A 13635-nucleotide genomic window follows, 5' to 3' on the forward strand; every position below is an offset into this window, starting at 1 on the left:
AGATGTTTAAATTTAATGATGAAAAAGGGCAGCTGAAATGTTCTTTTTGCGGTAAATCACAAGAGCAGGTCCGCAAGCTCGTAGCCGGACCTGGCGTTTATATATGTGACGAATGCATCGAGCTGTGCACAGAGATTGTAGAAGAGGAGCTCGGCCACGAGGAAGAGCTGGATATGAAGGATATTCCGAAGCCGAAGGAAATCCGCGATATTCTGGATCAATATGTAATCGGCCAGGAGCAGGCGAAGAAATCGCTCTCCGTTGCCGTATACAACCACTACAAGCGTGTGAACAGCCAGAGCAAGATTGAAGATGTGGAGCTGACGAAGAGCAACATCCTGCTGCTTGGACCTACGGGTTCCGGTAAGACGCTGCTCGCGCAGACGATGGCGAAGATCATCAACGTGCCTTTTGCCATTGCCGATGCTACTTCCCTTACGGAAGCAGGTTATGTGGGCGAAGATGTTGAGAACATTCTCCTGAAGCTGATTCAGGCGGCTGACTATGATGTGGAGAAGGCCGAACGCGGCATTATCTATATAGATGAGATTGATAAAGTAGCGCGTAAATCGGAGAATCCGTCCATTACCCGCGACGTTTCCGGTGAAGGTGTACAGCAGGCGCTGCTGAAGATTCTGGAAGGTACGGTAGCTTCAGTTCCACCGCAAGGCGGGCGCAAGCACCCGCACCAGGAATTCATTCAGATCGATACAACGAACATTCTGTTTATCGTAGGCGGTGCTTTCGACGGTCTGGAGCAGATGATCAAACGCCGTATCGGCAAAAAAGTCATCGGCTTCAACGCAGCTGTTGAAGGCCAGAAGGACCTCAAAGCAGGCGAATACCTCTCAATGGTATTGCCGGAGGATCTGCTCAAATTCGGTCTCATTCCCGAGTTTGTCGGCCGTCTCCCGGTTATCTCGACGCTGGAGCCGCTTGACGAGAACACCCTGGTACGCATCCTCTCCGAGCCGAAGAATGCGCTTGTGAAGCAGTATGTGAAGCTGCTGGAGATGGATAATGTTGCGCTGAAGTTTGAGCCGCTGGCCCTTGAAGCGATTGCCAAGGAAGCGATCAAACGCAACACCGGTGCCCGCGGACTGCGTGCCATCATTGAGAGCATTATGCTCGACGTGATGTACGAGGTGCCTTCGCGTGATGACATCAAGGATTGTGTCATCACTGAGAAGGTAGTCCAGGAGAAGTCCCTGCCGGAGCTGAGCCTCAAGAAAGACAAGAAAAAAGAAGAAAGCGCCTAAGCAGACCGAAGAATAGCTTACGCTGCTAAACAATACAATTCAGGGTCTCCACTTTCTCCCGCATACTCCGCATGACCTGCGGAGGCGGAGGGAGTGGAGCTTTGATCGTTATGGGGGAGAGAAAACCATGTTCTTGAGACACCAGACCCGTCCCGTCAATGTCGGCGGGGTTATTATTGGGGGAAACAACGAGGTTGCGATCCAAAGCATGTGTACGACCAAAACCGCTGATGTGGAAGCCACCGTTGCCGAGATTCTGCGGCTGGAGGAAGCCGGATGCCAGCTCGTGCGTGTAACGGTCAACAATGAAGAAGCGGCGGCGGCAATTAAGGAAATCAAGAAACAGATTCATATCCCGCTGGTAGCGGATATTCATTTCAACTATAAGCTGGCTCTGCTGGCCATCGAGAACGGCATCGATAAGGTGCGGATCAATCCCGGCAATATCGGGCGCCGCGACAAGGTGGAAGCTGTAGTTAAGGCCTGCAAGGAGAAGGGCATTCCTATTCGTATCGGGGTTAATGCCGGTTCCCTGGAGACGCATCTGCTGGAGAAATACGGTTATCCTACACCGGAAGCCATGGTCGAGAGTGCCCTGTATCATATCGGGATTCTCGAAGAGCTGGATTTCCATGATATTATCGTATCGCTGAAGGCTTCCGATGTGCCGATGGCGATCGAAGCTTACCGCAAGGCAGCGGAAGTCATTCCTTACCCGCTGCACTTAGGCATCACCGAATCCGGTACGCTGTTCGCCGGAACCGTGAAGAGCTCGGCCGGGATCGGCGCGCTGCTCTCGATGGGTATCGGCAGCACTGTACGTATCTCTCTGAGCGCTGATCCGGTGGAAGAAGTGAAGGTAGCCCGGGAGCTGCTCAAGACCTTCGGTCTGATCTCGAACGCCGCTACGCTAATCTCCTGCCCGACCTGCGGACGCCTGGATATTGATCTTTTCTCGATCGCGAACGAAGTGGAAGAGTATATCTCCAAGCTCAAGGTGCCTATCAAGGTATCGGTATTAGGCTGCGCGGTGAATGGTCCGGGGGAAGCCAGAGAGGCAGATATCGGTATCGCCGGAGCACGCGGAGAAGGCCTGCTGTTCCGTTACGGCAAGATGATCCGCAAGGTTCCTGAAGCGGAGCTGGTCTCCGAGCTGAAGAAGGAGATTGACATCATCGTGGCCCACTTCGAAGAGACCGGTGAGATTCCCGGCCGTAAGCATGCAGGACTTGCTCCGGCTGTAAGCATCGGTACGTCTGAGGGCAGCAATTCAGCGGAATGATCCTATCGTTCATATAGCCTTTATCTATATTCATGAAGCGCCCCGCTTGCAGGGTCTGTCCGTTCAGACCCTTGCTGCGGGGCGTTTTTTGGTAAGCAGAGTAATCAGATACAGAATGAAGGGAATCAGCAGCAGGTGGATGAACGAGAAGTTCCCCCACACGGTGGCAATGATCTCATTGACATAAACCGTGTTGATATAGGTATTCCAGGCGATGAGAATGAAGAGTACCGCCAGCGGGTAGATCAGATGCCCCGGTGACTTGAGGCGGAAGACGGTCTGAATCCCCTTCAGGATGGAGTGGTAGAGCAGTGAGATTTTGATGAAAAAGGTTAAGACCCAGATCGTGATCAGGATGCCCTCTACGCGCTGCAGAACGTTCGCAATATTAATGGTTTTGGAGAGGGCGTAGGCCGGGAAGGTGCTGTTCTCCGTCTGTTCAATGCCAAGAATAAGGATGCTGAGCAAGACGATAATGCTGAGCATGACACCGCCTGCGAATGTCCCCAGCAGAAAGGCCCGCTCTCCGTCACGGGGCTTTTTGACCAGCGGGAGGAAAGTCATAAGGACAATAACTTCCTGAAACATGGCTGACTGATACCCGGCTTTGAATATAGGAGTCCAGCCGCCCTCCAGAACAGGCTTGATATGATTCCACTCAATTTGGGGCGTTAGAGCCAGTGTCAGGATAAGGAACAGGAACAACACCCAGGGGAACAGCAATTCACCGACTCTCGCCAGGACAATAATCCCCTTACCCGCACTGACTACGGCTGCAGTCAGGAAGATGATCTGGACAACCTCCATCGGTGTTTCCGGCATAATCTCACTGGAGATGAAGAATCCGAGATCACCGAGCAGCGTACCCGTAAGAATCAGAAAGTAGAAAAGATAGAGCAGCGAGACCGCTTTACCCAGCCATTTGCCGAGGGTATCCTCGAAGATCTCAAAGATATTCCTGCCGGGATGAAGCCGGGCAAGCGCAATATACAGCACAACCATGATCAGGTTGATCGCAAGGCTGCAGAGCGCAGCAATCCAGGCATCTTCTCTCGCGGTACGTGCCATTCCGCTGGGTACGACCAGGATCGAGGTTCCGATGGTAAGGCCGAACGTCATGATATAGAACTGTCTGAAGGAAATGCCCGAACGGTTCTTCAAGCGTATTCTCGCTCCTTTCCTGGAATACAAGGATTCAGGATAACAGCTGCATAATGCTGCGTACCCAGTCAAGCGGTCTGAACTGTGGAAGCTCGGCCATATCTGCAAGAGTGACCAGGAAAGAGAGACTCCAGAACCCGTAGAAAGCGGCGATATCCCGGGCGGACCGGAGCCTTAGGACGGCAGGTGTTTTTACAACCAGCACGAACAGCAGGATGAAGAGCAGCAGCAGACTCCAGTTCATTTCTCCTCAATCTCCTTTTTAAGCGGTTGAATGATGGAGCCGATGCGCCGGATCGCAACCTTGGAGTGGACATCGACTTTGACAGTCTTGAAGGTATCCTCCCAGTGCTCGCGGTAATCCTTCCACAGGCGGGGATATTTCCGGTGCAGCGCTTCTCCGAAGCCGAAGATATCGGAATTGTATTTCTCCTGTATCTCCCGGATGTCACTGGACATCTTGATGTTGAACCGGTTCTGCAGATTATCCTCAATGATCTTGAGATTCGCCGGATTGTTCAGGTCAAGCGGACCCTCTACCGTAGTCAGGTCAGCTTCGATATTAAGCTTAACGATGAATTCCGGCTTGCCCTCTTCATTAATCTTAATATCCAGCCGGGTATCTGCCTGGGTTACAATGAAGCCTGCAGTGCCTCCTTCAGGGCTGGGTACATTGCCGACAGTGGTATCCACTTCATTCAGCGCATAGTTAACACTTTTACTGAGCGGTTCTCCCAGCCAGCCGACCAGCTTGTCTTTTTTGAACACGGCAATCCCGGCATGCTGAATTAAGGTCTGCGGGCTGATGTTCTGCACATTCTTGGGTGACTCCCCATTCTGCAGGTTTCCGCGCAGCTGCACTCCGGACATGATCGGATTAGAGCCGCCGCGCTCAAGCTCGGTAATGAATTGCTGCAGAGTGACCTTGCCGGTTGCCGCCCATTTCTTATGGGAGACCAGGATCGAAGAATAGAGGGAGTTCGCCGGAATATGCTCGAAGGGAGTCACGATCTCCAGGATTTTGGACGCAGTAGAGTTCTTGGCCACCAGCAGATAAAAGTCAGTACGCGTCTGGTTGTCACGGGAGAGGAAATCCAGGGCATCACTCACACCGCTGCGGGCCAGCTCCTCCCCGAACACAATGACACGGATATGCGCCAGATACAGCATACGGGGCGTCATGCTCAGCATGCGCTGCAGTGCATCAGGGACGGTCTTTCCTACGGATTTGTAGGTAACGACAGGCAGACTTCCGGAGGAAGCGCCTTTCTGGTTGCCTGCCTCACTGGGGTTCATTACCTGTGCGGATACCGCATATCCCTCCGGGTCCAGATCGATGCCAAGCGCCATGACGAGTGCCAGCTCGTTCAGTTCTTTACGGCTCCAGCAGCCGGTAAGCATTGAAGCCAGTCCCAGGATCAGGAGGATGGCCAGCATTCGTCTTCCCCGCATGGGCAGCCGTCCTTTCGTTGTGGGTTTCAAGATCATGTGCTAATTTTGTCCAAAATATTTCTTCATGGCTCGCCGGGATAAACGGACGAACGTATCCTTCTGGCTCTGCCAGCGGGTTGGTGCGAATGAGGTCATGTAAGGAACGCCCACCGATTCCAGGCTGCACAGATGCAGTCCCAGTATAATTAACGCGATAATCATCCCGAATAAGCCGAAAGAGGCGGCAATCGCCATGAGCACGAAACGCAGCATCCGCACGGAGATCCCGACATTGAAGGCAGGCAGGGCGAAGTTGGCAATGGCAGTAATGGACACTACAATGACCATCGCAGCCGAGACCAGTCCTGCATCCACCGCCGCCTGGCCGATGACCAGTGTTCCGACGATGGAGACCGATTGGCCGATGGATTTGGGCAGCCGGATACCGGCCTCGCGCAGCACCTCGAAGGTGATCTCCATAATGAAGGCTTCCAGGAATGCCGGAAAAGGAATTCCCTCACGCTGCCCAATCAGGCTGATCAGCAAGGTAGTCGGAATCATCTCCTGGTGGAAGGTGGTGATGGCGATATAGAAGGAGGGCGTCAGCAGCGCGACAGCGAAGCAGAAATACCGGAGCAGCCGTACCAGACTGGCGAAGTCGCTCCGCTGGTAGTAATCCTCGCTGGACTGGAAGAATTGCACCAGCAGTGCAGGAACCACAAGTACAAACGGAGTACCCTCCGTCAGAATGGCGATCCGCCCTTCCAGCAGCGCCGAGGCTGTAACATCCGGACGCTCTGTGTTATAGACCGTAGGAAAAGGGCTGTACTGCTTGTCCTGAATCATCTCCTCGATGTAATTGCTCTCCAGTACGCTGTCCAGATCAGCTTCATCCAGCCGCCTGCGCAGCTCCTGCAGCACGACCGGATCGGCGTTGCCTTCAATGTACATTACGGCGACATCCGTCTGGGTCTGCTTCCCCAGCTTGCGCGACTCGATCCGCAGCTTGGGGTTCTGGATGCGCCTGCGCACCAGCGCCGTATTCTCCCGCAGGGACTCCGTGAAGCCTTCGCGGGGGCCGCGCACGACCGACTGGGAGCTGGCATCCTCTACCGCGCGCTGCTTCAGCGCTTCTGTACCGGCTGACAGGGCGGTAACACTTCCTTCGATAACAATAATCGTGTTGCCGGCGAGAATCTCGGTCTCTACCTCTGTATAGTTATGGATCTCCCCAACCTTGCCGAGGGTAAGTGTCCGTTCCAGCAGCAGCTTCCGGCAGCGCTCCGGCTGAGGCTCCGTGAATTCACCGAAGAGGCTGGCATCTTCATGAATTGCCTGGATTACACTATCCGGATCAGCCATCCCTTCAATGAATACAACAGCAGCGGGCGAGGGGCCAAGCGTGAGGAAGCGGTAGATAATATCCGTACTTGTGCCCAGGCGGGCCTGCATGCCTTCTACGAAAGCAGACAATGAAGCCGGCAGCTTCTCCCCGGGTGCTCCTGCATGTTCCAGCTGTGTCATGTAAATAACCCCCCTGTCATCCCGTATAGTCTTTTCCGTTTGTGGAAATCGTATGCAGATGCCGGCGGAGAGGCTGCGGTTAGTCTGTTTTTTTGCTGCGGGAGTTTATGAAAGTTTGAAACGGCTATACTACCTAGTAGCAGTTAAATATAGGATTAGGCAGACGGAAGGAAACAGGAGGGTGTGCTATGGAACTAAGTATACTGCTGATGATCGTGCAGCTCTTTTTCGCGCTGGTCATCGGCGTTTATTTTTGGAATCTGCTGCGCGGGCAAAAGACAAACAAGACGGCGGTAGACCGGGAATCGCGCAAGGAGCTCGATAAGCTGCGCAAGATGCGGATGATCTCACTGACCAAGCCGCTCTCGGAAAAGACCCGTCCGGCCTCTATCGGCGATATCGTCGGCCAGAAGGACGGGCTGCGTGCGCTCAAGGCGGCGCTTTGCAGCGCCAACCCGCAGCATGTCATTATCTACGGCCCGCCGGGTGTAGGCAAGACGGCGGCGGCCCGCGTGGTGATGGAGGAAGCGAAGAAAAATGCGCTGTCCCCGTTCAAGAAGGATGCCAAGTTCACGGAGATTGATGCCACGACTGCACGCTTCGATGAGCGCGGAATTGCTGATCCGCTCATCGGCTCGGTGCATGACCCGATCTATCAGGGTGCGGGGGCCATGGGGGTGGCCGGGGTTCCGCAGCCGAAGCCGGGGGCAGTGACCAAGGCGCATGGCGGGATTCTGTTCCTGGATGAGATCGGGGAGCTGCATCCGATCCAGATGAACAAGCTGCTGAAGGTGCTGGAGGACCGTAAGGTGCTGCTGGAGAGCGCCTACTACAATTCTGAAGACAACAATACACCGGCTTACATCCACGACATCTTCCAGAACGGCCTGCCTGCCGATTTCCGGCTGGTCGGGGCAACGACCCGTTCACCGGATGAGATCTCACCGGCGCTGCGTTCGCGCTGCATGGAGATCTATTTCCGTCCGTTGCTGCCGGAGGAGATTGCGGTCATCACCCGCGATGCCGTGCAGAAGATCGGACTGAAGCCGAGTCCGGAGGCGGTGGAAGTGGTGAAGCAATATGCCACGAACGGCCGCGAGGCCGTGAATATGATTCAGCTGGCCGCCGGACTGGCCTTGACTGAAGGCCGGGATACGCTGAGTGCGGCTGAAGTGGAGTGGGTGGCAGGCAGCAGCCAGCTGCCGTTGCGGGCGGAGCGCAAAGTTCCTTCATCCCCGCAGATCGGCCTCGTCAACGGGCTGGCGGTATACGGCCCCGGCATGGGCACCCTGCTTGAGATCGAAGTCTCGGCTGCGCCCGCTGCTAACGGGCAGGGCAGACTGAACATCACTGGTGTAGTCGATGAAGAGGAGCTGCGCGGAGGCTCGCGGACGACCCGGCGCAAGAGCATGGCCAGAGGGTCCATCGAGAATGTGCTGACCGTGCTGCGCATGATGAAGCTGGACCCGGACCGCTATGATCTGCATGTGAACTTCCCCGGCGGTACGCCAATCGACGGCCCGTCAGCAGGGGTGGCTATGGCGGTGGCGATTGTCTCCGCCATCCGCCAGCTGCCGGTCGACAACACCGTGGCGATCACGGGGGAGATCGGCATCCACGGCCGGGTGAAGCCGGTCGGCGGCGTTGTCGCCAAGGTGGAGGCCGCCTTCCAGGCCGGCGCCACCACCGTGCTTATCCCGAGGGAGAACTGGCAGTCGCTGTTCGCCGACCTCGGCCAGCTGCGGGTCATCCCCGTGGATAACGTGGAGGAGGTCTTCCGCCACCTGTTCGGCACAGGCACCGCAGACATAAGGCTGCCTGCGGTATCCGGCGAGACCTTCTCTTCGCCGCCTTCGCTGCTGAAGGCGGATGCTTCGGGGGAGATCTTGGGCGGGTAGAGCTGTTGGAGGCACCTCCCCGGGATTGGGGAGGTGTCTCCAATGTGTGCGCCTGGCATGGGCGATAACTTGGCGCTGAAAGTCCGCTACAGGCTTGGCAGCAGGAGCTGTTTGCCAAAGGCAAGGGTGTCCGCCGCGAGGCGGAATCAGAAGGAAGCCTGAGGAAAAACCTCGGTCTAACGAACAAAAATCACATACAAGGCATACTGGGATGGACGAGCTTGCATATCAAAGCGAAGTCCATTACCGCCTAATCGGTATACAGACGACATCGTGATACTAGCGAAAAGCAACGGGCAGCGACACGGCATCTAGAATCCTGCCGGAAGTATCTGGAGAACAAACTAAGACTCCAGATGAATCCCCAGAAGAGTAAGGTTGTGAGCGTAAAAGCGCGGAAGAATTTCAAGTTTCTTGGCTTTGCTCTGGGCAAGAATGGAAAGGGGCTGTATATTCGCGCCGATAGACAATCCCTTGCCAAAGCAACAGTTGAAATTACTGGAAATAAGAACCTATCAACTGTGATAGGTTCTTATTGTTTCTTCCTTTTTACTGCTATTAATTCCATTTAGGACAGAAAATAATCGTTCTCTAAGCCAATTCGATAGCCGTTTTTCTAAAAATTCATAAGATATCGCTGCAAAAACTATACTTAATGCTGTCAAAAATAAGATATAAGGCATTCCTTGGAGTGCGACTTGTAAGGGTTCGTATTCCCAGGCGATATTTGCAATTGGATGCACTATGATCGGGTGCACCAGATAAAGAGAGTAGGATATATTACCAAGCCACACTAAAACAGGAGGTATTTTGAATTCAAGGGTTTTGCTTGTTATCGCCAGTGTAGAAAATAAGAAGATGTAAGAAAAACCCCAATTTAAGATTCCGTAACCTGGTCTAAAGCCGCCAAGAAGCATCCAAGCAGTAAAAGAAGTAGTTAGCATAACCAAAAGCCAACAAATTTGTTTGTTTCTGATTTTAAAAGGGGATAAGTAAAGCAAGCCGATAATAACGCCAGCAACGAATTCCCAAATAAGTGGTGATGACATCAGATTAATGTATCCCTGAAAACCATAGTAATGCTTTGAATCGAAGGAGATGGCTCCTGTAAAAGAAGGTATGATTAATAATGTAGTGGCCACCCAACCAAAAAAGACAGCCCAACGAAATCGACCAAATAATAAACAAAGTGCAAAAAACACATAGAAATATACCTCGTAGTTTAGAGTCCAACCTGTATGTAGTACAGAACCCCCCCAAAAAGGGGCATCTGCTTTAGAGGTTATAAGTGGTACAAAAAGCAGTGTCTTTACCATATCGGTTACTGAAGGATTGACATCTACTCGGTTAATAATGGCAGCACTTAAGGCCATTGCAGGCAAGTAAATTATTGTCAATATAGCGTAAGTCGGCCATAGCCTAGCAAATCGTTTGATTAAGAATTTAAAAAAGTATATAAATGAGCTGTCATTCTTTGTCGTTGTAATGACCATAATAAATCCGCTAAGGATAAAGAAAATATCAACACCAGATGAAGCAGCGGAGAAAAACCATTGTGTAAATGGAGATTGTTCAGGCAGATGGCCTTTGGCGTGGAAAATTGTAACAGCCACAGCAGCTAAGCCACGGAGCATTTGAATGAATTGAATTTTTTTTTGATCATTTACCATTATGAAAAATCCTTTCCTTTGCGAAAAAAGAGTTTAAGAGTCAAAAAAATTATAAGTTTATATGCAGGAATAGGCAAATAGAATTTGTTTTATTGAATAGGTAAGCCATTTCCCAACTGCAACTGGCATAGTACACCAAACTATAGCAAATACTAAAGTGCGTCCGTGCATTTTATGCTGCCATTCCACAGCTCAATCACAAAACATTGGCAGGACTCTGAATTACAAATGCATCTGCACACACCCTGTTGGTGTTTTCAACCCGCTTTTGTTAAAATGAATGCATATGACACTACTTATGAACCATGGGAGGTGCGAAAGCGATGATACAAAGCAAATCCAAAGGTCGTCGTTTTCCTTTATTACCGCTTAGAGGTCTTCTTGTATACCCCAGTATGGTTCTGCATCTGGACGTAGGCCGCGAGAAGTCAGTCCGGGCACTAGAGAAAGCTATGGTCGAAGATAACCTGATTCTCCTCTGCTCCCAGTCGGAAGTGAATATAGAGGAGCCGGGACAAGAAGATATTTTTCGGATCGGTACGGTTGCGAATGTGCGGCAGATGCTCAAGCTTCCTAACGGCACCATCCGTGTGCTGGTGGAAGGCGTAGAACGGGCCGAGATTATTCATTATACGGATAACGAAGAGTTCTATGAGGTGATGGCGCGTGAGCTGCCGGAGCAGGAGGATGTGGATCAGGAGAGCGATGCGCTGATGCGCACCGTCCTGAGTCAATTCGAGCACTACATCACCTTGTCGAAGAAGGTAACTCCCGAGACGCTCGCTGCGGTCTCCGATATTGAAGAGCCGGGCCGGCTGGCCGATGTCATCACCAGTCACCTGGCACTGAAGATTAAGGACAAACAGGAGATCCTGGAGACCATCGATGTCAGCAAACGCCTGGAGAAGCTGCTCGATATCCTCAACAATGAGCGCGAGGTGCTGGAGCTGGAACGCAAGATCAGCCAGCGTGTGAAGAAGCAGATGGAGAAGACCCAGAAGGAGTATTACCTGCGCGAACAGATGAAAGCGATCCAGAAGGAGCTTGGCGAGAAGGAAGGCCGGGCAGGAGAAGCCGATGAGCTGCGCGCCCAGATGGAAGAGAAGAATCTGCCGGAACGGGTGCAGGAGAAGATTGAGAAGGAAATCGACCGTCTGGAGAAAATGCCGGCAAGCTCGGCGGAAGGAAGCGTCATCCGCAACTATGTGGATTGGCTGCTTGGCCTGCCTTGGAGCGAGGCTACGGAAGATGATCTGGATATCAAGAAGGCGGAGCAGGTGCTGGATGCCGATCACTATGGCCTTGAGAAGCCGAAGGAACGCGTGCTGGAATATCTCGCTGTCCAGAAGCTGGTCAAAGGTCTGAAGGGTCCGATTCTCTGTCTGGTTGGCCCTCCGGGTGTCGGCAAAACCTCGCTCGCCCGCTCTATCGCCCGCTCCCTGAACCGCAAGTTCGTCCGCATTTCACTCGGCGGCGTGCGGGATGAGGCGGAGATCCGCGGACACCGCCGGACTTATGTCGGGGCCATGCCGGGACGAATCATCCAGGGGATGAAGACAGCAGGCAGCGTCAATCCGGTCTTCCTGCTGGATGAGATCGACAAGATGGCAGCCGATTTCCGCGGCGACCCGTCAGCAGCGCTGCTGGAGGTGCTTGATCCGGAACAGAACAATACGTTCAGCGATCATTTTGTAGAGCTGCCGTTTGATCTGTCGAATGTCATGTTCGTCACTACGGCGAATGCCGTGCACAACATTCCGCGCCCGCTGCTGGACCGGATGGAGATGCTGTTCATTCCCGGCTATACGGAGCTTGAGAAGCTGCAGATTGCCAGCCGTTACCTGCTGCCGAAGCAGCGTAAGAATCACGGTCTTGAAGAGGAACAGTTATCCATTGAAGAGGATAGCCTGCTGAAGATTGTCCGCGAGTACACCCGGGAATCGGGAGTGCGCAGCCTGGAGCAGCAGATTGCCGCCCTCTGCCGCAAAGCCGCCAAGCAGATTGTCTCGGAAGAGAAGGAGCGGGTCAGCATTCTGCCGGATGAGATCAAGGATTATCTCGGTATCTCCAAATACCGTTATGGTATGGCGGAGCTGGAGGATCAGATCGGTACCGTAACCGGACTGGCTTGGACCGAGGTCGGCGGCGATACGCTGCTGATTGAAGTGACGGTTGTCCAGGGTACCGGGAAGCTGACGCTGACCGGACAGTTGGGCGATGTGATGAAGGAATCGGCACAAGCCGCCTTCAGCTACACCCGTTCGAAGGCGGAGGAGCTGGGGCTGGCGCCGGACTTCCACGAGAAGAACGACATTCATATCCACATTCCCGAAGGAGCTATTCCGAAGGATGGCCCGTCGGCAGGTATCACGATTGCTACCGCCCTGATCTCTGCTCTGACGAAGCGTTATGTATCGAAGGATGTGGCGATGACCGGTGAGATTACACTGCGCGGACGTGTGCTGCCGATCGGGGGCCTCAAGGAGAAATCCCTGGCTGCCCACCGTGCCGGCTACAAGAAGATTCTCCTGCCTAAGGACAACGAGCGTGACCTGAAGGATATTCCGGAAAGTGTCCGGAATGATGTGGAATTCGTGCCGGTAGCCCATATGGACCAGGTGCTGAAGCATGCGCTGGTGGAACCTTTTGAGAGCAGAAGCACCCGAACAGATAACGAAATAAGCATTGAAGCGCCAAGTAGTGTGCATTAGAAAGGAAGTCTTATGAAAGTTAATAACGCCGAATTTGTGATTAGTGCCGTTGGCCCTGATCAATACCCTGTGGATGCCTTGCCGGAGATTGCTCTGGCAGGGCGCTCCAATGTAGGGAAGTCCTCACTGATCAACCGCATGATTAACCGCAAGAATCTCGCCCGCACCAGCTCTACGCCGGGGAAGACGCAGCATATGAACTATTACCGGGTGAATGAGAGTATGTATTTCGTCGATTTCCCGGGTTACGGATATGCCAAAGTATCCAAGACACAACGCGCTTCCTGGGGTAAAATGGTAGAGAAGTACATGGCTGAGCGCGAAACGCTCAAGATGGTACTTCTGGTGGTAGACCTGCGCCATCCGCCGACCGGCAACGACAAGATGATGTTCGACTGGCTGAAGCATTACGATCTTCCGCTCTGTGTAGTGGCAACGAAGGCAGACAAAATTCCGAAGACCCGCTGGCCGAAGCATATCAAAGTTATGAAGCAGGAGCTCGGCGTATTGCCGGGGGACAGCTTCATCGCGTATTCTTCGGAAATCGGGCTCGGCAAAGATGAACTATGGGAACTTATCGACAGACATACTCTACCTACCGAAGAAGAGCTTCCGGCAGAACCGGATGATCAGATTTCCGGGGATGAACCGCTGCAAGAAGAGCCTTCTGAGGCTTAAGGGGTTGTCAGAGAATTGAGG

General features: G+C 53.1%; 10 protein-coding genes. 5 read left to right on the top strand and 5 right to left on the bottom strand.

Annotated features, from left to right (window positions below):
- Window positions 1–2: 2 nt before the first annotated feature.
- Complete coding sequence (clpX, locus tag LOS79_RS31990) at window positions 3–1259, top strand: ATP-dependent protease ATP-binding subunit ClpX (protein ID WP_042217131.1); 1257 nt, start codon at window positions 3–5, stop codon at window positions 1257–1259.
- A 127-nt stretch (window positions 1260–1386) separates the two neighbouring features.
- Entirely contained in the window at window positions 1387–2541 is a 1155-nt protein-coding gene (ispG, locus tag LOS79_RS31995; RefSeq protein WP_315415069.1) for a flavodoxin-dependent (E)-4-hydroxy-3-methylbut-2-enyl-diphosphate synthase, read from the top strand.
- 63 nt (window positions 2542–2604) lie between these two features.
- Here the strand turns inward: ispG and LOS79_RS32000 are convergent, their stop codons facing one another.
- The 4 genes from LOS79_RS32000 to LOS79_RS32015 are packed head-to-tail and all read right to left on the bottom strand — an operon-like array spanning window position 2605 to window position 6657.
- Window positions 2605–3702: a GerAB/ArcD/ProY family transporter gene (locus LOS79_RS32000; protein ID WP_315415070.1), complete on the bottom strand. Its 1098-nt coding sequence runs from the start codon at window positions 3700–3702 to the stop codon at window positions 2605–2607.
- 34 nt (window positions 3703–3736) lie between these two features.
- The gene (locus LOS79_RS32005; protein WP_315415072.1) at window positions 3737–3946 is read right to left on the bottom strand and encodes a hypothetical protein; all 210 of its coding nucleotides are present in this window, start codon (window positions 3944–3946) and stop codon (window positions 3737–3739) included.
- Window positions 3943–5154 carry a Ger(x)C family spore germination protein gene (locus LOS79_RS32010; RefSeq protein WP_315415073.1) on the bottom strand — a complete coding sequence of 404 codons (1212 nt, stop codon included), beginning with the start codon at window positions 5152–5154 and terminating at the stop codon, window positions 3943–3945. Before LOS79_RS32010 ends, LOS79_RS32005 begins: the two co-directional genes overlap by 4 nt.
- 39 nt (window positions 5155–5193) lie before the next feature.
- Entirely contained in the window at window positions 5194–6657 is a 1464-nt protein-coding gene (locus tag LOS79_RS32015; protein ID WP_315415074.1) for a spore germination protein, read from the bottom strand.
- 188 nt (window positions 6658–6845) lie between these two features.
- Between LOS79_RS32015 and lonB the strand changes: the two genes are divergently transcribed.
- Complete coding sequence (gene lonB / locus LOS79_RS32020; RefSeq protein ID WP_315415076.1) at window positions 6846–8555, top strand: ATP-dependent protease LonB; 1710 nt, start codon at window positions 6846–6848, stop codon at window positions 8553–8555.
- Between the two features lie 515 nt (window positions 8556–9070).
- Here the strand turns inward: lonB and LOS79_RS32025 are convergent.
- Complete coding sequence (locus tag LOS79_RS32025) at window positions 9071–10225, bottom strand: acyltransferase family protein (protein WP_315415078.1); 1155 nt, start codon at window positions 10223–10225, stop codon at window positions 9071–9073.
- A 323-nt stretch (window positions 10226–10548) separates the two neighbouring features.
- Here LOS79_RS32025 and lon point away from each other — a divergent pair, with 323 nt between their 5' ends.
- Both lon and yihA read left to right on the top strand, forming a co-directional pair.
- Complete coding sequence (lon, locus tag LOS79_RS32030) at window positions 10549–12936, top strand: endopeptidase La (RefSeq protein ID WP_315415080.1); 2388 nt, start codon at window positions 10549–10551, stop codon at window positions 12934–12936.
- 12 nt (window positions 12937–12948) lie between these two features.
- On the top strand, window positions 12949–13614 hold the full coding sequence (gene yihA, locus LOS79_RS32035) for a ribosome biogenesis GTP-binding protein YihA/YsxC (protein WP_315415082.1): 666 nt from the start codon (window positions 12949–12951) through the stop codon (window positions 13612–13614).
- The last annotated feature ends 21 nt before the right edge of the window (window positions 13615–13635 follow it).

Origin of the sequence: Paenibacillus sp. MMS20-IR301 (assembly GCF_032302195.1) — a bacterium.
In the GTDB taxonomy this organism is placed as follows: Bacteria; Bacillota; Bacilli; order Paenibacillales; family Paenibacillaceae; genus Paenibacillus_AQ.

Excerpts from the sequence above, each read along its gene's own strand:
- clpX (WP_042217131.1), top strand. The coding sequence starts at position 3 with ATGTTTAAATTTAATGATGAAAAAGGGCAGCTGAAATGTTCTTTTTGC.
- ispG (WP_315415069.1), top strand. The coding sequence starts at position 1,387 with ATGTTCTTGAGACACCAGACCCGTCCCGTCAATGTCGGCGGGGTTATT.
- LOS79_RS32005 (WP_315415072.1), bottom strand. The coding sequence starts at position 3,946 with ATGAACTGGAGTCTGCTGCTGCTCTTCATCCTGCTGTTCGTGCTGGTT.
- LOS79_RS32010 (WP_315415073.1), bottom strand. The coding sequence starts at position 5,154 with ATGCGGGGAAGACGAATGCTGGCCATCCTCCTGATCCTGGGACTGGCT.
- LOS79_RS32015 (WP_315415074.1), bottom strand. The coding sequence starts at position 6,657 with ATGACACAGCTGGAACATGCAGGAGCACCCGGGGAGAAGCTGCCGGCT.
- lonB (WP_315415076.1), top strand. The coding sequence starts at position 6,846 with ATGGAACTAAGTATACTGCTGATGATCGTGCAGCTCTTTTTCGCGCTG.
- LOS79_RS32025 (WP_315415078.1), bottom strand. The coding sequence starts at position 10,225 with ATGGTAAATGATCAAAAAAAAATTCAATTCATTCAAATGCTCCGTGGC.
- lon (WP_315415080.1), top strand. The coding sequence starts at position 10,549 with ATGATACAAAGCAAATCCAAAGGTCGTCGTTTTCCTTTATTACCGCTT.
- yihA (WP_315415082.1), top strand. The coding sequence starts at position 12,949 with ATGAAAGTTAATAACGCCGAATTTGTGATTAGTGCCGTTGGCCCTGAT.